Source organism: Streptomyces ovatisporus (genome assembly GCF_042653885.1).
Classification (GTDB): domain Bacteria; phylum Actinomycetota; class Actinomycetes; order Streptomycetales; family Streptomycetaceae; genus Streptomyces; species Streptomyces ovatisporus.
This window is the reverse complement of the sequence record NZ_JBHSFH010000011.1, coordinates 141,004-161,926: the sequence shown is the minus strand read 5'-3', so window position 1 is coordinate 161,926 and position 20,923 is coordinate 141,004. Positions and strand designations below refer to the sequence as shown.

The 20,923-nt window shown below is 72.2% G+C and carries 13 protein-coding genes and 1 pseudogene; 8 read left to right on the top strand and 6 right to left on the bottom strand.

The features are described 5' to 3' along the window. The first annotated feature begins 13 nt into the window (after positions 1-13). Together ACFPA8_RS20525 and ACFPA8_RS20520 are read left to right on the top strand one after the other, a co-directional pair. A complete protein-coding gene (locus ACFPA8_RS20525; RefSeq protein WP_386450633.1) occupies positions 14-2,209 on the top strand; it encodes an amylo-alpha-1,6-glucosidase in 2,196 nt (731 codons plus the stop codon). Between the two features lie 110 nt (positions 2,210-2,319). Continuing rightward, complete coding sequence (locus ACFPA8_RS20520; protein ID WP_386450631.1) at positions 2,320-2,538, top strand: hypothetical protein; 219 nt, start codon at positions 2,320-2,322, stop codon at positions 2,536-2,538. A 34-nt stretch (positions 2,539-2,572) separates the two neighbouring features. Here ACFPA8_RS20520 and ACFPA8_RS20515 read toward each other — a convergent pair whose 3' ends face one another. Continuing rightward, entirely contained in the window at positions 2,573-3,271 is a 699-nt protein-coding gene (locus tag ACFPA8_RS20515; RefSeq protein WP_386450629.1) for a response regulator, read from the bottom strand. Further along, entirely contained in the window at positions 3,268-7,725 is a 4,458-nt protein-coding gene (locus ACFPA8_RS20510; RefSeq protein WP_386450627.1) for a HAMP domain-containing protein, read from the bottom strand. Before ACFPA8_RS20510 ends, ACFPA8_RS20515 begins: the two co-directional genes overlap by 4 nt. 81 nt (positions 7,726-7,806) lie before the next feature. On the opposite strand from ACFPA8_RS20510, the gene ACFPA8_RS20505 reads away from it, so the two are divergent. Further along, entirely contained in the window at positions 7,807-9,654 is a 1,848-nt protein-coding gene (locus ACFPA8_RS20505; RefSeq protein ID WP_386450707.1) for a SpoIIE family protein phosphatase, read from the top strand. A 388-nt stretch (positions 9,655-10,042) separates the two neighbouring features. Then, entirely contained in the window at positions 10,043-11,683 is a 1,641-nt protein-coding gene (locus tag ACFPA8_RS20500) for an AMP-binding protein (RefSeq protein WP_386450626.1), read from the top strand. 18 nt (positions 11,684-11,701) lie between these two features. Here the strand turns inward: ACFPA8_RS20500 and ACFPA8_RS20495 are convergent, their stop codons facing one another. Next, complete coding sequence (locus tag ACFPA8_RS20495) at positions 11,702-12,952, bottom strand: amidase (protein WP_386450624.1); 1,251 nt, start codon at positions 12,950-12,952, stop codon at positions 11,702-11,704. Between the two features lie 310 nt (positions 12,953-13,262). On the opposite strand from ACFPA8_RS20495, the gene ACFPA8_RS20490 reads away from it, so the two are divergent. From ACFPA8_RS20490 to ACFPA8_RS20475, 4 genes are all read left to right on the top strand, one after another. Beyond that, on the top strand, positions 13,263-14,786 hold the full coding sequence (locus tag ACFPA8_RS20490) for a mannitol dehydrogenase family protein (RefSeq protein WP_386450623.1): 1,524 nt from the start codon (positions 13,263-13,265) through the stop codon (positions 14,784-14,786). A gap of 100 nt (positions 14,787-14,886) precedes the next feature. Then, on the top strand, positions 14,887-16,164 hold the full coding sequence (locus tag ACFPA8_RS20485) for an alpha-hydroxy acid oxidase (protein ID WP_386450621.1): 1,278 nt from the start codon (positions 14,887-14,889) through the stop codon (positions 16,162-16,164). 182 nt (positions 16,165-16,346) lie between these two features. Continuing rightward, positions 16,347-17,072, top strand: a complete 726-nt coding sequence (locus ACFPA8_RS20480; RefSeq protein ID WP_386450620.1) for a creatininase family protein — start codon at positions 16,347-16,349, stop codon at positions 17,070-17,072. Beyond that, the gene (locus ACFPA8_RS20475; RefSeq protein WP_386450618.1) at positions 17,069-17,992 is read left to right on the top strand and encodes a RibD family protein; all 924 of its coding nucleotides are present in this window, start codon (positions 17,069-17,071) and stop codon (positions 17,990-17,992) included. The genes ACFPA8_RS20480 and ACFPA8_RS20475 overlap by 4 nt, the downstream gene beginning before the upstream one ends. 105 nt (positions 17,993-18,097) lie before the next feature. Here the strand turns inward: ACFPA8_RS20475 and ACFPA8_RS20470 are convergent. From ACFPA8_RS20470 to ACFPA8_RS20460, 3 genes and pseudogenes are all read right to left on the bottom strand, one after another. Next, a pseudogene (locus ACFPA8_RS20470) lies at positions 18,098-18,928 on the bottom strand (lysylphosphatidylglycerol synthase transmembrane domain-containing protein); the annotation flags it as partial. Next, positions 18,925-19,791 carry a class I SAM-dependent methyltransferase gene (locus ACFPA8_RS20465; RefSeq protein WP_386450617.1) on the bottom strand — a complete coding sequence of 289 codons (867 nt, stop codon included), beginning with the start codon at positions 19,789-19,791 and terminating at the stop codon, positions 18,925-18,927. The gene ACFPA8_RS20465 and the pseudogene ACFPA8_RS20470, both read right to left, overlap by 4 nt. Next, positions 19,788-20,912, bottom strand: a complete 1,125-nt coding sequence (locus tag ACFPA8_RS20460; RefSeq protein WP_386450705.1) for a glycosyltransferase family 4 protein — start codon at positions 20,910-20,912, stop codon at positions 19,788-19,790. Before ACFPA8_RS20460 ends, ACFPA8_RS20465 begins: the two co-directional genes overlap by 4 nt. Positions 20,913-20,923: the final 11 nt, after the last annotated feature.

Genomic DNA, 20,923 nt, shown 5'->3' with positions numbered 1-20,923 from the left:
AGGTTGCGCCCACGTGGAGACAACTGTCAAGACTCACGACGGCACAGGTGCGACGAGTACGTCCGCCCCGCCGGTGGAACTCCAGCCGTTTCTGCACGACGCCTGCCTCACGATCTGCGCGCCCAGCATGGCCGTCTCCAGGCCCGACGGGCAGATCGGCGGCGGCCCCGACGGCTTCTACCACGGCGACCGCAGAGGGCTCTCCCGGCTGACCGTCCTGGCCGAGGGCGTGCCCAACGCGCCCATCAGCGGCGGCCCCGACACCGCTGAGCGCGCCTCGTTCCGTACCGTCCTGCGAGGGCTCGCCGAGCACAGTCCCGATCCCGCCGTCACACTGGAGCGCCGACGCCGGGTGGAGGCGGGCGAGTTGCGGGAGAGCCTCACCGTCGTGAACGCCGGACGCACCGCCGCGAGCGTGCAGTTGACCGTGTGCGCGGCGAGCGATCTGGCCTCGCTGGAGACGGTCAAGGGCGGGCGCCCCTCCCGCTCCGTCTCCCCGGCGCAGGAGGCCGGCGGCCTCATATGGGCCGACGACGAGATGACCGTACGGCTGACCGCGGAGCCCGCGCCCGAAGACGTCCGCTGCGATCCCCGCCGGAGCGGCGGCGAGGACCCGGACGGCGACTCGGGCGACGGCCCTGCGGGCGAACTGCGTTACCGCATCGAACTGGCCGCCGGCGAAAGCTGGACGGCGACTCTGCGCTGCACCGTGGAGGACGCGAAGGGCGCGGCGTTCCGTCCGGCCGAGCCCCGGGCACGTGCCGCTCTCGCCGCCGACGCCGCCCTCGACTCGGCCGACCGCGGGCTCGACCACTGGTTCGCCCGTTCGTGCTCCGATCTCGGCTCGCTGCTGCTGGCCGACCCGCAGGACACCGACGACACCTTCCTCGCGGCCGGCGCTCCCTGGTTCCTGACCCTCTTCGGCCGCGACTCGCTCATCGCGGCCCGCATGCTGCTGCCGCTCGGCACCGGACTCGCCGCCGGCACGCTGCGTACGCTCGCACGCCGCCAGGGCACCCGCACCGACCCGGCCACGGAGGAGCAGCCGGGCAAGATCCTGCACGAAGTACGCCGCGACGGGCTCCAGTTGAGCGACGACCTCGCTCTTCCGCCCTGCTACTACGGCACTGTGGACGCCACACCGCTGTGGGTGACGCTGCTGCACGACGCCTGGCGCTGGGGCATGTCCCCCGAGGAGGTCGAACGTCTCCTGCCCCACGCGGAGTCGGCCCTCGCCTGGATGGAGGACCACGGCGACGCCGACGGCGACGGCTTCCTCGAATACGTCGACAACACCGGACACGGACTCGCCAACCAGGGCTGGAAGGACTCCGGAGACGCCGTACGCCACAGCGACGGCCGCCTCGCCGAACCCCCCGTGGCGCTGTGCGAGGTCCAGGCGTACGCCCACGAAGCCGCCGTCGGCGGAGCGGCGCTGCTGCGTGCCTTCGGCCGGCCGGGCGCCGACCGGTGGGAGGAGTGGGCGGAGCGCCTCAAGTCCCGCTTCCGCGACCGTTTCTGGGTGGAGGACGCTCAGGGCCCCTACCCGGCGATCGCGTTGGGGAGCGACAAGCAGCCGCTGGACGCGGTGACCTCCAACATGGGCCATCTCCTGGGCACCGGACTGCTCGATGCGCGGGAGAGCCGTCTCGTGGCGGAGCGGCTGGCGGGACCGGAGCTCGACTCCGGTTTCGGTCTGCGCACCCTCGCGGAGGGCTCCGGCGGCTACAGCCCTCTCGGCTACCACATCGGAACGGTCTGGCCGCACGACACGGCGATGGCCGTGCGGGGCCTGGCCCGCTCCGGCCACCACGCCGCAGCCGAGTCGCTCGCCGCCGGACTGGTCAGGGCGTCCGTCTCCTTCGACGGGAGACTGCCCGAGCTGTTCGCCGGCCACGGGACCGCCCTCGACGCGAGGCCGGCGCCCTACCCGGCCGCCTGTCGCCCGCAGGCCTGGGCGGCGGCGTCCGCGGTGGCGGTGCTCCAGGCGGTCCTCGGGCTGGACGCGGACGCCCCGGGCGGCCGGCTCAGCGTGCGCCCCGAACTGGCCGCCGGATACCGGCCGTTGCACGCGCGTGGGCTACGGCTGGGGGAGAAGCGGTTCGCGGTGGAGGTGGACGCCGGCGGAACACCGCACGTCACCGGCCTGCCGGACGTAGCCGTGACGGCTGCCGGGCCGGAGTCCGCCGGGCGGCCGGAATCCGACTAGGGTGCGTCGTCCGGAACTTCGCGGGTCCGCGAAGTCCCGGACGACGTGCCCTGGCCCGGAAAGGGCGGGATGCCGGAGAATGGGACCCCAGTGGACTTGGGGGGGGACCCATGGTGACTGTTCTCGCACTGATCGTTGGAACGGTGTCGTCGATCGGCTGGCTGACGGCCGTCCTCGTCCGCCGGGAGCGCCGGCGGGGTGAGACGAGCGCGGAGGGCCTGCGCATCGAGTCGGCGGCGGGTGCCGGGGTACTGGAGGCACGCAGGCGGGCACGGGTCGGGCGCGATCTGACGACGGCCTCCACGGACGTCTTCCTGCGGGACCGCTGAGAGCACCGGCCCGGCCGGAGGGAGGGCGGAGGAGCTACGCCCCGCCCCCTGCCGGGTCGAGGCCGCGGACCGTGGCCTCCAACTCGGCGATACGGTCCGCGAGTCCGGTCCTGTCCGGCTGCTGCGCGTCGCGCAGCAGCACCTCTATCTCGGTCAGCTTCTCGGTGATCTCCGCGAGACGCTCCGCGCCGCCCGTCCCGGCGCCCATGCGGCCGGACCCGCTGGAGGGCGTCCCCTCCAGCGGCCCCTCCGCCGCGGGGCCGCCCGTTCTGCCCGGGGCCTGCTCCGCGACCAGAAGACGGCGCAACTGCTCTGCCTGGACGGCGAGTTGACGGTTCTTGCGGTCGAGGTCGAGGAAGACGTTGACCTTGGTGCGCAGTACCCAGGGGTCGATGGGCTTGGAGAGGAAGTCCGCGGCACCGAGGGCGTAGCCGCGGTAGGCGTAGTCCGCGTCGACGTCGGTCCCGGTCAGCAGGATGATGGGCACGTCCTTGGTCTGGTCGAGCCGCTTGATGTTGCTCGCCGTCTCGAAGCCGTCCATGCCGGGCATCAGGACGTCCAGCAGGACGACCGCGAAATCCTGCCGGAGCATCGCCTTGAGCGCGTCCTCGCCGGAGCGTGCGGTCACCAACTGCTGGTCCAGGGGCCCCAGTACGGCTTCCAGTGCGACGAGGTTCTCCTGCATGTCGTCGACGATCAGAATGCTCGACCTGTCCGGTGTGGGCGCACTCATGGCGTCCGTCCGGGCGGGTCGGCGTTCTCGTCGCCGGGATGGTCCGTGCCGTGCTGCGCCGGTCCGCTCCCGTCGGGGGAGGCCGCGCCGCCGTGCGGAGCGGTGGTGTCCCCGTCCGGCCGGGAGCCGGAGGCGGGTCCGCCGGCCGGATCGCCGGTGTCCGGCTGCGGATCGCCGCCGTCGGCCCGGCTCCGCGACTTGAGCAGCTCGTACATCGACGCGAGCAGCTTGTCGACCTCCACAGGCTTGGCGACGTACAGGTCGGCACCGCTGTCCAGGGCCTTCTGGCTGTCGCCGGACATGGCCTTCGCGGTCAGCGCGATGACGGGAAGCCCGGCGAGCCGTGGTGTGTTGCGGATGGTGCGGATCGCCTCGTAGCCGTTCATCTCCGGCATCATGATGTCCATCAGAACCAGCGAGACCTCGGGCGAACGGTCCAGTACGTCCAGGCCCTCGCGGCCGTTCTCGGCGTACTTCACGGAGATCCCCACGCGGCCCAGTACGTGGGTGAGGGCGAAGACGTTGCGGATGTCGTCGTCGACGATCAGGACGTTGGCACCCGAGAGGACCTGGCCCTGCGGACCGCTGAGCCACCGTTTGAGCTGCGTCGTCTCCGGCCACATGTCGTCGTGGGCGCCGGTGCCCCGCTCAGGCTCGTAGGTGGTGGCCCGCCCCGGCGCGACGGGCTCCGCCGGCCGTGAGGGCTCGGGCCGCCCCGGCGGGGTGTCCGGAGGGGCGGGCGGCCCGGAGTGCGTGGCCTCCGGCCAGGCCGCCGCGGTGGTGCCCGCCCCGCGTTCGGGCCGTTCGGCGGAGGGTGCCGCCTGGATCTCGCCTTCGGCTCCGGGCTCCAGCGGCGCGGGAGGCGAAGGCTCCGGGAGCGCCGCCGGTACGGGTGGTGACGTGACCGCTCCGGCGGTGCCTCCCCTGCCGGAGGGCGTCCGTGTCACTGACGCGGGCCCCTGCTCGGCCGAGGGCGTGCTGCCGGGATACACGGCGGGGATGTAGAGGGTGAAGCGCGAGCCCACGCCCTCCTCGCTCTCGACGTCGATCCGGCCGCCGAGCAGCCCCGCGATCTCCCGGCTGATGGACAGCCCCAGACCCGTGCCGCCGTACTTGCGGTTCGTCGTGCCGTCGGACTGCTGGAACGCCTCGAAGATCACCGAGAGCTTCTCGGGCGGGATGCCGCTGCCGGTGTCCTTGACGGAGAAGGCCAGTACGGACTCCGCAACGCGCAGCGCCGCCTCCTCGAACGCCCTCGTCGACACGCGTTCGACGCGCAGTTCGATGCCGCCGGAGGGGGTGAACTTCACCGCGTTGGAGAGCAGGTTGCGCAGGATCTGCTGCAGCCGCTGCTCGTCCGAGAACAGCTCGCGGGGTACGTTCTCGCCGACCGCGATCTCGAAGGCCAGGCCCCTGTCGATGGTCATGGGGCGGAAGGTCGCGTGCACGTAGTCGAGGAGCTTGCTCAGCGGCAGCTTCTTGGGCCGTACGTCCATACGGCCCGCCTCGACCTTCGAGAGGTCGAGGATGTCGTTGATGAGCTGCAGCAGGTCCGATCCGGAGCGGTAGATGGTGTTGGCGAAGTCCACTTCCTGACCGGAGAGCCGGCCGTCGGGGTTGTCGGCGAGCAGCCGGGCCAGGATGAGCAGCGAGTTCAGCGGAGTGCGCAGCTCGTGCGACATGTTGGCCAGGAACTCCGACTTGTACTGCGAGGAGGTGGCCAGCAGAGCTGCCTTCTCCTCCAGTTCGGCGTTGGTGCGCTGGAGTTCCTCGGAACGCTGCCGCAGCTCCTTGGTCAGCCGCTGCGACTCCGAAAGCAGCACCTCGGTACGGGCGTTGGCGATGATGGTGTTCACCGAGACGCCGATGGTGTGCACGAACTGGTCGATGAAGGTGAGGTAGATGTCGTTGAACTTGCTGAATGAGGCGACCTCGATGACGCCGAGAGCGCGGTCCTCGAAGAGGATCGGCAGGATGAGGATGTTGGCCGCCGGCGCGGCGCCGAGCCCCGACTCCACCCGGACGTAGTCCGGTGGCGCGTCCTCGATGAGGATGCGCTTCTTCTCCTCGACGGCCTGCGCGATCAGTCCGCGCATCGGTCCGCTGGTCTGCGCCTCGGCCTCGCCGGGCCCCTGGGTGCCGTACCCGGCGATGAACTCCAGTTCCTCTCCCGGCGCGGCGCCCGGACCGACCAGGAAGAACGCTCCTGCCTGCGCGTTCACCAGCGGTGTCAGCTCCCGCAGGATGAGGTCGGCGACCTCCACCAGGTCGCGGTGCCCCTGCATCAGGCCCGCGATACGGGTCAGGTTCGACTCCAGCCAGTCCTTGGTGCGGGTGGTCTCGCGCAGGTTGGCCACCATCACGTTGACGTTGTCCTTGAGCTCGGCGACCTCGCCGCGGGCGTCGACGGAGATGGTGCGGGACATGTCTCCCTGCGTGACGGCGCTGGCGACCTCGGCGATTGCACGCACCTGCGTGGTCAAGTTCGAGGCGAGTTCGTTGACGCTGGTCGTCAGGCCCTTCCAGGTGCCGAAGACGCCTTCGACGCGTGCCTGCCCGCCCAGTTGGCCCTCGCTGCCGACCTCGCGGGCGACGCGGGTCACCTCCGAGGAGAAGGAGGAGAGCGTGTCGACCATCGTGTTGAGCGTCGTCTTCAGTTCCAGGAACTCGCCGCGGGCGTCGACGTCGATCTTCTTGGACAGGTCGCCGTTGGCGACCGCGGTCGCGACCTGTGCGATGTTGCGTACCTGCGAAGTCAGGTTCGTGGCCATGAAGTTGACGTTGTCCGTGAGGTCCTTCCAGACCCCGGAGACGCCGTGCACCTGTGCCCGGCCGCCGAGGTTGCCCTCGGTGCCGACCTCGCGGGAGACCCGGGTGACCTCGTCCGAGAAGGCACGGAGCTGGTGGACCATCGTGTTGACGGTGTCCTTCAGTTCGAGGATCTCGCCGCGGGCGTCGACGTCGATCTTCTTGGACAGGTCGCCGTTGGCGACGGCCGTCGTCACCTGTGCGATGTTGCGTACCTGTGAAGTCAGGTTCAGGGCCATGGAGTTGACGCTGTCGGTCAGGTCCTTCCAGACGCCGGACACGTCCCTCACCTGAGCCTGCCTGCCCAGGTTGCCCTCGGTGCCGACCTCGCGGGCGACGCGGGTGACCTCGTCCGCGAACGCCGAGAGCTGGTCCACCATCGTGTTGAGCGTCGTCTTCAGCTGGAGGATCTCGCCCTTGGCGTCGACGGTGATCTTCTGGCTGAGGTCACCCTCGGCCACCGCGGTGGCGACCTGGGCGATGCTGCGCACCTGCGAAGTCAGGTTCGACGCCATCAGGTTGACGTTGTCGGTCAGGTCACGCCACACACCGGACACGCCCTTGACCTCGGCCTGTCCGCCGAGGTTGCCCTCGGTGCCGACCTCGCGGGCGACGCGGGTGACCTCGTCCGCGAACGCCGAGAGCTGGTCGACCGTGCTGTTGACGTTGCCCATCAGCTGACGGATCTCGCCCTTGGCGTCGACGGTGATCTTCTGGCTGAGGTCTCCCTGAGCCACGGCGGCCGACACCTGGGCGATGTTCCGTACCTGCGAAGTCAGGTTCGACGCCATCGTGTTGACGTTGTCGGTCAGGTCCTTCCACGCTCCCGAAAGGCCCCTCACCTCGGCCTGTCCGCCGAGGTTGCCCTCGGTGCCCACCTCGCGGGCGACGCGCGCGATCTCGTCGGCGAAGACGGAGAGCTGGTCGACCATGGTGTTCACGGTGACCTTCAGGTCCTGCAGCTCGCCGGCTGTCTCCACCGTCACCTTCTGGGTGAGGTCGCCGCGGGCGACGGCCGTCGTCACCCCGGCGATGTCCCGGACCTGGCCCGTCAGCCGTTCGGTCATCGAGTTGACGGCCTCGGTCACGTGCCGCCAGTCCCCGGAGAGGGCCCCTACGTCGGCCCGTCCGCCCAGGCGTCCCTCGGTGCCGACCTCGCGGGCGACCCTCGTCACCTCGCCGGTGAACATCGACAGCTGGTCGACGAGGCGGTTCAGCCCGGTCCCGAGACGTCCCAGGTCCCCTTCGAGCCGGTGGCCGTCGCGCAGGTCGATGTGCTGGGTCAGGTCGCCGTCCGCGACGGCCTCCAGGACACGCGTGGCCTTAGTGACCGGCGCAGCGAGCGACTCGATCAGGTGGTTCGCGTCGTCGACGTTCGTGGCCCAGCCTCCGGAGCCCGGGCTCGCAGTGATCCGCTCGTCCAGATGCCCCTGTTTGGACACTCCTTGGCGGACCCGCCTCAGCTCCGAGGCCAGATGTTCGTTTCGGGCAGCAATCTGGTTGAACACCCCGGCGATCTCGCCCAGAACTCCGTCCGCCTCGGTCGCTGTCCGTACGGAGAAGTCCCCGTCGGACAGCGACCGCAGCGCTCCCAGCAGTGGACGCAGATCAGCCGTGCGCACCGACTGCCCAACCGGGTCGTCCATGGCACCTCATTCCCAGCGACCAGGAAGTATGGCCTTTATCCTATTGTAGTGGCTTTGGTGCTATCTCATCCGAGTCAGGAGATACCCGTGCGACTGCCGTTCTCCGGCCTCAGCGATCCCGTATCGCGGACGGCACTGCCCGCCAGCCAGCTCGCACCGTCCAGAGCCCGCACCCTCGTACGGGCGGCGATCATCGAGGGTCCGCCCCTGGCGGCCCCCGACGGCTGGAAACTGGAACGGCTTGCGGAGGACGCCGCCCTCCTGGTCAGCGAACTCGTCACCAATGCCCTCATGCACGCCGGGACAGAGGTCGAGATCGCCTGCGGCCTGGAGACAGCCGGACACGGGCGGGACGGACCGGCGGCCGCCTCGTCCGAGGGGTCCGAGGCCTCGGGGGACGACGGGGACCTCACGGGCGTACTGGTGGAAGTGGCCGACCGGCAGCCCGCCGGCCGGGTGGCCGGAGACGCCTCGGGACAGCGCGGACGCGGACTCGGGCTCCAGATCGTGGGGGCGCTGGCGGAGTCCTGGGGGGTGACCTACCGGCGCACCGAGAAGGTCGTCTGGTTCCGCCTCGCGGTCTCCGAGATGGTGCGCACACCCGCCGGGGCCCTCAGCGACGCCATGCACCGGGAACTGGTCGCCGCCGAGATCTTCTCCCCGTCCGCAGGGGCCGACAGGAGGCGCGTCGCCGAGTGGACCGACCGCGGCGGAGCCTTCCTCGCCGAAGCCAGCGAGCTGCTGGCCGGGCAGCTCGACGAGGACATGGTCGCCGCGCTGGCGGGCCAGCTGCTGGTGCCGAGGCTCGCCGACTGGTGTGCGGTGTGGCTGACCACGGATTCCGGGACGATGCGCCTCTCCCGCGTCTGGCACGCCGACGAGCGCCGCGTCGACGCCCTGCGCTTCGCCATGGAACCGGACCGGCCGCCCCCCACCCTGCGAACGGTCGGCATCCCCTGGCCGTGGCCCGAGGGTGCGGACGACGACGGTACGGGCGGGTCTGCTCTGGCCTTCTCGCTCGTCTCCGGAGGCACCTGCGTCGGCTCCCTCGTGATCGGACGGGCAGGGCCGCCGGAGACGACCGACACCGTGGCCCGCACGGTCGAGGACGTCGCACGCCGAGTGGCACAGGCCGTCGTCACCGCCCGCCAGTACACCCGGCAGACGAGCATCAGCCGCGCACTGCAGCGCAGGCAGCTGCCCCCGTCCCTGGCCAGCCTCCCCGGGGTGGAGTCGGCGATCGTCTACGAGCCGCACGGCAGGGGCCAGACGGTCGGCGGAGACTTCTACGACCTCTTCCCCATGGGCAACGGCCGGTGGTGCTTCCTCCTCGGCGACGTGCAGGGCAAGGACCCCGAAGCGATGTCCGTGACGGGACTGACCCGGCATCTCGTGCGGCTGCTGGCCCGCGAAGGCCACGGCGTCGAGTCCGTCCTCGGCCGGCTCAACGCCGCCATGGCGGAAGAGGGTGCGGAAGCGGTGGCCGTGGGAGGGGAGAGCGCCCAGCCCCGGTTCCTCAGCCTCGTCTACGGCGAGCTGGAGCCGGACCCGGACTCCGGCGGGGCGCGCTGCACCCTGGCCAGCGCCGGGCACCCGCCGCCGCTGAAGCTGTCACCCGGCGCGGGCGTGGTGCCGGTGGCGGAGCAGCAGATGCTTCTCGGCATCGACGACGGCACCGAGTTCACCGCCTTCCCCTTCTACCTCGCCCCCGGGGAGACGCTGCTGTGCGTCACGGACGGTGTGACCGAACGCCGTAGCGGTCACCGGCAGCTGGACGACGACGACGGTCTGGCCGCGATCTTCGCCGGGTGCGTCGGCATGGGGGCGATGGCGGTCGCGGAGCGCGTACGCCAGGCGGCGCACGACTTCGGTCCGGAACCCGTCGAGGACGACCTGGCCATCCTCGTCCTGCACGCGGTGATGGGCTGAGCCTGCCGGGCCGAGCGGCCGTGGGCCCGCCCGCAGGGGAGAGACGTGCCCCGAGGCGGCCCGTGCGGGGGAGCCGGTCCCCTCCGCGGCGGGACGGTCGGGACGCCGGGGCCGCGGCGAGGCTGAACGGGTGACTCCGGCGGCGAGGTCCGGCCCCGCCGTCGTCCGGCTCCTCACCCGCCCGCCGCCGTCCGGCCGTGCTGCGGGACGGCAGACCCGCCCCGTGAGGCGCCGCCGGACCCGCGAAGCTATGCCCGCGCCCGTCAGGGGGTGGTGCGGAGCGGATCACTGGCGCACGATGCCAGGGCACGTCGTCGGGATGCCCGCGGGCACGCGCCGGATCCGGGCGACGGCCCCAGGACGACGGCATCACGACGAGGAGGACCCGGTGACCGGAGACCCGACGGCGCTCTCCTATGGGAGCGGGACCGCCACGACGCCCCTGCTCGGCGACACGATCGGCAGCAACCTCGACCGCACCACAGCCGCTCACCCCGACCGGGAGGCGCTCGTCGACGCCCCCGGCGGGAGGCGGTGGACGTACGCGCAATTCACCGCGGATGTCGACCAGTTGGCGCGCGGACTGCTCGCCCGCGGCATCACCAGGGGCGACCGGGTGGGCATCTGGGCGGTCAACTGCCCCGAGTGGCTGCTCGTCCAGTACGCAACGGCCCGTATAGGCGCCGTCATGGTCAACATCAACCCCGCGTACCGTACGCACGAACTCGCCTACGTGCTGCGGCAGTCGGGCGTGCGCATGCTGATCGCCTCCACCGAGTACAAGACCAGCGACTACCGGGCGATGGCCCGGGAGGTCGCCGGAGAGTGCCCGCAGCTCGCGGAGACCGTGCACATCGGCACGCCCGGCTGGGAGGCGCTCACCGCCGACGGCGACGCCGTCACGGACGCCGAACTGCGGTCGGCGGAAGCACTATTGAGCTGCGACGACCCGGTGAACATCCAGTACACCTCCGGCACCACCGGCTTCCCCAAGGGGGCGACGCTCTCCCACCACAACATCCTCAACAACGGCTTCTTCGTAGGGGAGTTGCTGGGCTACACCGAGCAGGACCGGGTGTGTCTGCCGGTGCCCTTCTACCACTGCTTCGGCATGGTCATGGGCAACCTGGCGGCCACAAGTCACGGCGCCTGCGTGGTCATTCCCGCGCCCTCGTTCGAACCCGCGGCCTCCCTGCAGGCCGTGCAGGACGAGCGCTGCACCTCGCTGTACGGCGTGCCGACGATGTTCATCGCGGAGCTGGGGCTGCCCGACTTCGCCTCCTACGACCTGAGTTCGCTGCGAACAGGGATCATGGCCGGCTCACCCTGCCCGGTCGAGGTGATGAAGCGGGTCGTCGCCGAGATGCACATGGCCGAGGTGGCGATCTGCTACGGCATGACGGAGACCTCGCCGGTCTCCACGCAGACCCGTACGGACGACGACCTGGAGCGGCGCACCGCGACCGTCGGCAGGGTGCTGCCGCATCTGGAGGTGAAGGTGGTCGACCCGGGCACAGGGGTGACCCTGCCCCGCGGCGCTGCGGGAGAGCTGTGCACCCGCGGCTACTCGGTGATGCTCGGCTACTGGGAGGAGCCGGAGCGGACGGCGGAAGTCATCGACGCCGGCCGCTGGATGCACACCGGGGACCTCGCCGTGATGAGGGAGGACGGATACCTCGCCATCACCGGCCGCATCAAGGACATGATCATCCGGGGCGGGGAGAACGTCTATCCACGCGAGATCGAGGAGTTCCTCTACACGCATCCGAAGGTCTCGGACGTGCAGGTGGTGGGCGTCCCCGACGAGCGCTACGGCGAGGAGATCCTGGCCTGCGTCATTCCGCACGACCAGGACGATCCGCCCACCCGCGAAGAGATCGCCTCCTTCTGCGAGGGCCGGCTGGCGCACTACAAGATCCCGCGGCAGTTGCGCGTCATGACGGAGTTCCCGATGACCGTCAGCGGCAAGGTGCGCAAGGTCGAACTGCGGCAGGAGGCGGCCGGGGGGCCGGCGCCCGACTCCGAGTGACCGGTCGTCCCGCCCGGCTCACCCCTGCTGCTGGGCGCTGTCGGCGATCGCGAGTTGCAGCAGCGCGCGGTCCTGGCCGCGCGCTGCGATCGCGCACAGGCCGACGGGCAGGCTTTCGGCCGTCAGGCGCGGGAGCACCACGCAGGGCAGGCCCCCGATGCCCGCCAGGCAGGTGAGCTGGATGGTGCGCCTTCGCATGTCGTCCCGCTCCGCGGAGCCGGAGTCGATGCGCGGTGCGGGGCCCGCCGCGGCGGGCAGCAGGAGCAGCGTGCCCGGGGAGAGCGCCGCGTCCAGGCCGAGCGCGGTGGCGCGGACCAGCTCCCCGGCGGGTTCCGCGCGGTCCGGGGTGACGGAGGAGGCCCATGCGAAGCGCCTGGCGATGTCGGGTCCGAGCGCCTCCGGGTGCGCGTCGACCCATGCCCCGTCGTGTTGCCACACCTGGACGGCCTGGACGGCGGAGAAGGCGTCGGCCCGCATGACGCTGTCAGTGCCCCCCGGCCCCAGGGGCGGGCACTGCTCGATACGCAGCCCTGTCCTGACGGCCAGTTCCGCCACCGCGGGTTCGAAGCTCTCGCGTACGGCGGCGTCTGCGGGGGCGAGCAGGGCGTCGTCGACGAGGGCCGTATGGAAGGGTGTGCCTCCCCCGTGCCCGGCGATTCCCGGCCTCGCGCCCTGCTCCTCGTCGTCCGGTGCGGGTGGAAGCAGTACGTTCCCCAGCCGCAGCAGCGTTCCGGCGTCCCGGGCGAGCCAGCCGACGGTGTCGAAGCGCGGGGCGAGCGGCAGCATGCCGGTCACGGGGACGGCGCCGTGGGTGGGCCGCATCCCGTACAGCCCGCAGTAGGAGGCCGGCACCCGGATCGAACCGGCGGTGTCGCTGCCGAGACCGGCGTCGGCCTCACGGAGGGCGACAGCCGAGGCAGGGCCGCTGCTGGAACCGCCGGGGATGCGGCCGGGGGCGGCCGGGTTGGGCGGAGTGCCGTAGTGCGCGTTGGTGCCGTCGAGGCTGTAGGTCAGTTCGTCGGTCTGTGCGATGCCCGTCACCTCGGCACCCGCGTCGAGGAGAGCCTGGAGCGCCCAGGAGTTGCCGGTCTCCGGTTCCGCTTCCTGGAGCCAGTACGGGTTCCCGGCGCCCATGCGGTGGCCCGCCACGGCGTGCACGTCCTTGACCGCCAGGCGTACGCCGCTGAGGGGGCCGCTCGCTGCGGGTGCGACCAGGGGGGCGCCGCGCTCCCGCCACACCGCCTTCTCCGCGTCGGTCTGCAGGGTCATGCGGGATACGTACCCGCCCGGGTGCGTCGCGGGCCGCGGATCACCTGGGGGCGTGAACGCGTCCGCGGGCCGGAGCGGGGAAGCCCCGGGAGAGACGGGCAGAAAACATTGACACCGCAGCGGAGCGCTTCGTAAGTTGCGCGGGATTCTAGATCACGGAATTGCATTCCGTGTGACGGAATAACTCGGTCCGGCGACGGTGAGGAGGCTCGGTGACAGCCCAGACAGCGGAACGGCACCTCCCGGATGCCCCGGACGGGGAAGGCGACAGCAGTGGGCAGCCGGCGAAGTCCCCTACGGAGGAGCGAACTTGACCGACGGACACACCGGCGGACGCGTCGGCGGGCACGGAGACCGCCGCATCCTGCACCTGGGGCTGGGCAACTTCCACCGTGCCCACCAGGCCCTCTACACGGAGGACGCGGGACGCTTCGGCGACCCCTGGACGATCACGGGGGTCGCCGGGAGCACGCGCGGCGTCGTGGCGGCTCTCCGCCGGCAGCGGATGCGCTACAGCGTCGTCACCCTCGGCCCCGGGCAGACGGACGTCCGCGTGGTCGGGAGCATCACGGACGCGTTCGTCGCCGCCGACGAACCCGGCCGCACCACCGATGAGATCGCCGATCCGGCGACCCGGGTGGTCTCCCTCACGGTGACGGAGAAGGGGTACGGCATCAGCGCCCGCTCCCGCGGGCTCGACCTGGACGCCCCCGGCATCCGTCACGACCTCGCGGGCGGCCCGCCGCGCAGCACGGTGGGCCGCCTTGCCGCGGGGCTGCTCCGCCGCTGCCGTACGTCCGCCGCCCCCGTCACCCTGCTCAGCTGCGACAACCTCACTGCCAACGGCACCACCCTGGCCGGGCTGCTGCGGGACTTCGCCGGTGCCATGCCGGCCCGCGACGGCGCGGAACTGCTGGGCTTCCTCGACGACGCGGTCACGTGCCCCGACACCATGGTCGACCGCATCGTCCCCGCCACGACCGGCGAGCACCGCCGCCTCGCCGCCGAGGCCGGCTTCCACGACGACGTGCCCGTTCCCGCGGAGCCGTTCACGATGTGGGTGATGCGCGACAGCTTCGCCGCCGGCCGTCCCGCGTGGCAGGAGGCGGGCGCGGTACTGACGGACCGCGTGCAGGACTACGAGACGGTCAAGGTGCGCCTGCTCAACGGCACCCATTCCCTCCTCGCCTGTCTGGGGCTGCTCACGGGACACGACCTGATCGCCGACGCCGCCGCCGACCCGGTCATCGCGCGGGCAGCGGCACGGCTGGGCGACGAGTACGAGGCCACGCTCGTCCTCCCGGACGGATTCGACGTCGCCGCCTACCGCAGGCAGCTCGGTGAGCGCTTCGCGAACCGCCGGCTCGCGCACGCCACCGCGCAGGTCGCCGCCGACGGGTCGCTCAAGCTGGCCCAGCGCGTACCGGACGCGGCGCTGTGGCACATGCGCCGCGGCCGCCTGCCCGCCACCCTCGCGCTGACGGTGGCCGCCTGGCTGAAGTGCCTCGCCCACCCGGACCGGTTGCCGGGAGGAGGCGGCCGGGCGCCGGCCGACCCGAACGCCGCGCGGCTGCGGGCACTCGGCGAGCGGGCCGCCGGGGGAGGAACGCCCGCACGGCGGGGGCGCGACCTCGCGCTGCTCTGCCTTCAGGAGGAGGCCCTGCTCGGCCGGGAGCTCGGCGAACGTACGGAGTTCGTCACCGCGGTCGGTGAACTGCTGGCCGAACTGGAGCGCGGGGGAGTCCCCGCCGCCGTGGAGGCGACGAGCGGGTCCGGGCCGTCGGCGGGCGGTCACGGCGGGGGCGGACCCGCGGTCCCGTCCGGAGGCCCGTAGCGCGCGGCCGTCACGGCCGGCGTCACGGACCCGGCGACCGGCGGCGCCGCGAGCGCGACAAGCAGCACGAGGACCACACGCACCAACGGAGAGCATTCCCATGACGACACTCGAACGTCGGTTTCCGCGCCCCAAGGACATCGCGCCCCTGCTGAAGATGAAGCCGAGGCAGAGGAACGCCACAGCGCGGAGGCTGGCGAGCGCCCACACGATCTGGGACCTGCGGCGCATCGCGAAGCGCCGCACCCCCGCAGGCCCGTTCGACTACACCGACGGCGCGGCCGACGGGGAGGTCGGCGTGCGCCGTGCACGGGAAGCCTTCGAGGACCTCGAGTTCAGGCCCGGCGTGCTGCGGGACGTCGCGCACGCCGACACCTCCACGACCGTACTGGGAGAGCGTTCCGCGCTCCCCTTCGGTCTGGCTCCCACCGGCTTCACACGCATGATGCACTCCGCGGGCGAACGTGCCGTCGCCGCGGCGGCCGAGCAGGCGCAGATCCCCTACGCGCTCTCCACCGTCGGCACGACCTCCATCGAGGACGTCGCCGCGTGTGCGCCCTCGGCACGCAAGTGGTTCCAGCTGTACCTGTGGAAGGACCGCGACCTCTCCCGCGAACTGGTGGCCAACGCCAGGGCGGCGGGCTACGAGGCGCTCGTCGTCACCGTCGACGTACCGGTCAACGGCAACAGGCTGCGCGACCTGCGCAACGGCATGACCATTCCGCCGCAGCTGACGCTCAGGACGTTCCTCGACGCCTCCTACCGCTGGGAGTGGTGGCTCAACTTCCTCACGACCGAGCCGTACTCCTTCGCGTTCGACAAGAGCGGCGAAGGCGCTCTCACCGACCTGGTGAGCAAGCTGTACGACCCGACCGTCACTTTCGACGACCTGGAGTGGATCCGCGAGACCTGGGACGGCCCGATCCTCGTCAAGGGCATCCAGACCGTCGCGGACGCCGAGAGCGTCATGTCCCACGGCGCCGACGGAGTGATCGTCTCCAACCACGGGGGCCGTCAGCTGGACCGCGCCCCCGTGCCGCTGCACCTGCTGCCCCGCATCGTCGAGGCGGTGGGTGACCGCGGGACGGTCATGCTGGACACCGGGATCATGAACGGGGGCGACATCGTCGCTGCGCACGCCCTCGGGGCGGACTTCACGCTCGTCGGCCGCGCCTACCTCTACGGGCTGATGGCCGGAGGGCAGGCGGGCGTGACCCGCGCGATCGAGATCCTCGCGGCCGAAGCCGAGCGCACGATGAAGCTGCTCGGCGTCACCCGCGTCGACGAACTGAACCCCGGCCACGTCCGGTTGATGACCAGGAGAGCCCCCGTCGGCGCGGACGTCCTGGACGCTCCGGGCGTCCCGGGCGGACGGTGAAGCGGGGGCATCGCGCGAAGAAAGGGAGAAGGGGAGCAGGCCGGACGTGGGCCTGCTCCCCCTTCTCCGGTGGGGCTGGTGGGTGTGGAGTTTCTGTGCAAGCGTGATCGTGCTGCTGCCGCCGACACCGCCGCCGCAGCGCCCCCACGCTCGACGTACCGCCCCGAAGGAGCATGACACCCATGGACAGCATCGCCTCCCACGCGCTGCCGAAGGAGACGACCGACGACGTAGGGGAGCGCCGGGCCACCGTGGCGGTTCTGCCCGTGGGCAGTTACGAACAGCACGGGTGGTACATGCCGTTGGCCACGGACACACTCGTGGCCTGCGCCGTCGTCGACCGGCTCGCCGCGGCCCACCCGGTGCAGCCACTCCCGCCGCTGACGTTCTCCTGCTCGCAGGAGCACGCGAAGTGGCCGGGAACGGTGAGCATCACCGCCGGCACCCTCATCGCGGTGATCCGCGACATCGCGGCGTCGCTGCGGCGCTCCGGCGTGACGGGACTCGCGATCGTCAACGGTCACGGCGGCAACTACGTGCTGCGCAACATCGTCCAGGAGGCCACGGAGGAGGGGCACCGCATGGTGCTCTTCCCGACCGGCGCGGACTGGGAGGAGGCCACCGCGAAGGCCGGGGTGGAGACACCCGCCCGCAGCGACATGCACGCGGGGGAGCTGGAGACGTCGATCCTTCTGCACACCCGGCCCGAAGCCGTGCGAGAGGGCTACGAGTCGGCGGACTGGCTGTGCGACGACCGCAGACATCTGCACTCCCTCGGACTCGGCCCGTACACCTCCTCGGGCGTCGTCGGCCGCCCCTCCCTGGCCTCCGCACGCAAGGGGGACGACGTACTCACCGCCCTCTGCGGCGCGTTCGGGGACCACCTGCGTGTTCTGGAGGCGCTGTGACGGCCCCCCGCGGGCGCGACCTCCCCGGCTCGCCCGGCGGCACCGGCAGCACCGGAGACCTCCGCGGGCACGAGGCGTGGGAGCGGCTGCTGCGTGTGCGTACGCCCGAAGAGGCCGCCGAGGCCGGGCTGGAGCAGGGCCCGGACGGCGGGTGGCGGTGGTGCGGCCCCGCCTCGCCGGAGGCGGCGGTCCTCGCTTCCCTGTACACGCCGCTGTGCCTCGCCGGCTCCGACTGCGCCTTCGCCCAGCTCGGCCAGAGCCTCGACGGATTCATCGCGACGAGGACCGGTCACGCCAACTACGTCACCGGCGAGGAGGACCGCCTCCACCTGCACAGGCTGCGCGCCCTGTCCGACGCCGTCCTCGTCGGAGCGGGGACCACCATCGCCGACGATCCGCGGCTGACGGTGCGCGCCTGCCCGGGAAGCAACCCCGTGCGGGTGGTGCTCGACCCGCGCGGCCGGGTCTGGGAGGCGACGCGCGAGGCTCAGATCTTCACCGACGGAAAGGCACCCACCCTGCACGTGATCGGCGCGGACGCTCCCGGCTCCACGGACACGGACACCGACGCTTCCGTCTCCGGCGGCACCGGCGCGCCCGTCGGCGCCGACGGCGTCGAGGTGCTGCGGCTCCCGCGCGGCGAGGGCGGCTTCGAACCGCGAGCGCTGCTGGACGCCCTAGCGCAGCGCGGTCTGCGCCGGGTGATGGTGGAGGGCGGGGGAGCGACCGTGTCCGGGTTCCTGCGCGCGGACGTGCTCGACCGGCTCTACGTCACGGTCGCGCCGCTCCTCCTGGGAGACGGGGTGCCCGGGCTGCGGTTCCCGGGACCCGTCCGGATGGGGGAGGCCCTGCGGCCGCCCACCCGCGTCTTCCCACTCGGCGAAGACGTGCTCTTCGAGCTGGACCTCCTCGCGGCGTGACCGCCGGGCCGCCACCAGGCGGAGTGCCAGCACCCCGGCGCCGGGCAGGCTGGAGAGCAGCGCGAGCGCCCCGTAGACGACTGCGGCGGCAAGACCTTGAGCTGCTCCCAGCCCTGCGACGCCGAACGCCAGCGCGCACACCCCCTCGCGGGGTCCCCAGCCGCCGACGTTGACGGGCAGGGCCATCACCAGCAGGGCGAGAAGGAGCGGGGGTGCCAGCACCGCCAGCGGCGCGCTCGACCCGGCGACCCGTGCGGCGGCGAGGAACAGACTGAGATGGCCCGCCAGGGCCAGTACCGAGAGCCCCAGCACCCCGGGCCAGCTGTTCCGGGCGAGCAGTGCCGTACGGGCGTCCGAGCAGAAGGCGGCCAGCGACCGCTGCCACCTGGAGCGCTCCGTGCCGGAACGCCGGGCACGCACCACGCACACCGCGGCCACCGCGCCCAGCACGGCCACGAGCACGGCGAACGCCGCCAACTGGACGCGGTACGCGGCCAGTACCGGAAGATACGAGGTGCCCGCGCCGAGAACCGCGAGGGAGGCGGCGACCACGACGACCTGGCCGGCGCTGCGCTCCAGCAGCACCGCGCGTACGCCCCGCCCGACGTCGCCGGTGTCCTTGCCGTGCCGCACGGCACGGTGGACGTCGCCCAGCACCCCCGAAGGAAGCGTCGCGTTGAGGAAGAGCGCCTGGTAGTAGTCGGCGACCGCGGTGCGCAGCCGCATCCGTACGCCCAGCCGCCGGGAGACCATCGCCCACCGTCCGGCGCTGAAGACGGTGGCGGGAACGCTGAAGGCGAACGTGAGCAGCACGGCCCGGGCGTCTATGCGGCCGAGGGCGTCCAGCAGCGCGGAGGTCCCCAGCCGGTACACGACCGCGACGAGGATGCCCACGGCTATCGGTACGCGCAGCCGGCGCCACAGTTTGCGCGTCATACGCGCTCGTCCGGCTCGGGGAGCGCCAGCAGATCGCGGTGGTGCACCACGGCGCGCAGTCCGCCCGCCTCGCACGTCCCGAGTCTGCGGCGCAGGTAGTCATCCCCTGCCGCCCGCAGGTCGGGGCGTTGGGCGAGAGCCGCTCCGACCCAGCCGCGCAGCCACTCGGCGGTCAGTTCTCTGTCCTGCGGGCCGAGACGCCACGGGCTGAGGTGGGTGCGGACGGTGGCGCCGTGCAGTTCGAACGCGGAGGTGGCCGCCTCGACGGCGTCAGGGCCGAGCAGCCGTCGTCCGTCGACGGTGCGGCGCTGGTGGGCGTTGAAGGCCGCGGTCATCTCACCGTCGAGCGGGTCGGCGGGGTCGAGTTCGACCCTGCCCTCCACGGAGAGGGCGAAGAGCACGGCGCAGCCCGCGTCGGTGCAGGCGGCGGCGGTACGGGCCACCTCTTCCGCGGTCAGCAGGTCCAGCAGGGCCGAGGCGACGACCACGGAGGTGCCCGCCAGGTCGCTGCTCGTCAGGCCGGTCACGTCCCGCTCCTGCGGGACCACCTCGACGGGGCTGCCGTCGGCGGCCTCGTCCGGCATCCGGGAGGCGATGCCCGCGAGCAGGTCGGGGTCGCGGTCGTACATGATCCAGCGCTGCGGCCCGTCCAGCCGGGAGGCGAGCCAGCGCCCCATCGAACCCGTGCCGCAGCCCAGGTCGCGGATGGTGAGCGGGCCGGTGCCGCCGCCCCCGGCAGGAGGCGGGCCGGCCAGGAATGCTCGCAGCGGCTCCAGCAGTTCGGACGAACGGGCCTGGACGTCGGCGCCTTCACGCAGGGACAGCCATTCGGGGGCGTAGCGGGAAGCACCGACAGCGTTCAAGGAGTTCTCCGGTCTTCGTGTCGTGCCTCGCGGCCCGGCGGTGCGGACGATTCAGGCACATCGGGTTGTTCGCCGCGAAGACTCTCCAGTACCTCGTCAAGGCGGTGAGAGGCTCCGGGCCAACCTTGCAGTCCGTCACGGCGTCGGCGTGCGGATGTTGTCACAAGACGACGAATTGTGGGCTCGGTCAGCCAGCTGCGCAGGGCTCCGGCCAGGGCGTCGCCGTCACCGGGAGGCACCAGGATGCCGGGGACGCTTCCGTCGGGTGCCGCTCCCACGGTGTCCCGTACGGCGCCCGCGGCGGTGGCCAGGACCGGGATGCCGCGTGAGAGCGCCTCCGTGAAGACCATCCCGTACGTCTCGGCGTGCGACGCGAGGACGAAGAGGTCTGCCGCGTCGTACGCCTCGGCGAGGGGCCGGCCCGTGAGAGGCCCCGAGAGCCGCACGCGGTCACCGAGCCCGGAGCGCCGCACGACGCCGCGCAGTTCCTCCGTGTAGCGGGGGTCCCGGTCGAGCGAGCCGACGAACTCGCAGCTGAACGGCAGATCGGCGACCTCGGCCAGGGCGCGGGCCAGATCGGCCTGCCCCTTGCGAGGAGTGACGGCGGCGACGCAGAGCAGCCGGGAGGCGCCGTCGGTGCCCCGGGCGAGCGGCGCCGGGTCCGTGCCCGGGCACACGGTGTGCACGCGTCCGGGGTCCACGCCGTGCCGACGGCACACGTCACGGGCCGCCCAGTCGCTGGTGGTGACGACCGCCCGCACGGCACGCAGTGTCCGGCCCTCCAGCTCCTCCAGCTGTGCGGCGAGGTCCGGGTCGAGCCCTGTCTCGTCCGCGAGGGGAAGGTGCATCAGGACCGCGACGCGCAGCCGCCGGGTCTCGGGCACGACGATCTCGGGCACCCCGCAGGCCAGGAGACCGTCGACGAGTACGACGGCTCCGTCGGGCAGCCCGGCCAGTTCACGTGCCAGCGCGGCCCTGGCCGCCGGGGCGGGCCTGGGCCAGCCGCCCGGGAGGGCGGCCTCGCTCACCGGCCGCCCGGCGGCGGCGAGTTCGCGGCACATGCGGCGGTCGTAGGCGTTGCCGCCGCTGGGGGACGCGGGATCGTCCACGTCGCCGGGCATCAGGAAGTGCA

Bases quoted from the DNA above. Each gene is read 5' to 3' on its own strand.
- ACFPA8_RS20485 (WP_386450621.1), top strand. From the start codon at position 14,887: ATGACGACACTCGAACGTCGGTTTCCGCGCCCCAAGGACATCGCGCCC.
- ACFPA8_RS20480 (WP_386450620.1), top strand. From the start codon at position 16,347: ATGGACAGCATCGCCTCCCACGCGCTGCCGAAGGAGACGACCGACGAC.
- ACFPA8_RS20495 (WP_386450624.1), bottom strand. From the start codon at position 12,952: ATGACCCTGCAGACCGACGCGGAGAAGGCGGTGTGGCGGGAGCGCGGC.
- ACFPA8_RS20510 (WP_386450627.1), bottom strand. From the start codon at position 7,725: ATGGACGACCCGGTTGGGCAGTCGGTGCGCACGGCTGATCTGCGTCCA.
- ACFPA8_RS20515 (WP_386450629.1), bottom strand. From the start codon at position 3,271: ATGAGTGCGCCCACACCGGACAGGTCGAGCATTCTGATCGTCGACGAC.
- ACFPA8_RS20520 (WP_386450631.1), top strand. From the start codon at position 2,320: ATGGTGACTGTTCTCGCACTGATCGTTGGAACGGTGTCGTCGATCGGC.
- ACFPA8_RS20460 (WP_386450705.1), bottom strand. From the start codon at position 20,912: ATGCCCGGCGACGTGGACGATCCCGCGTCCCCCAGCGGCGGCAACGCC.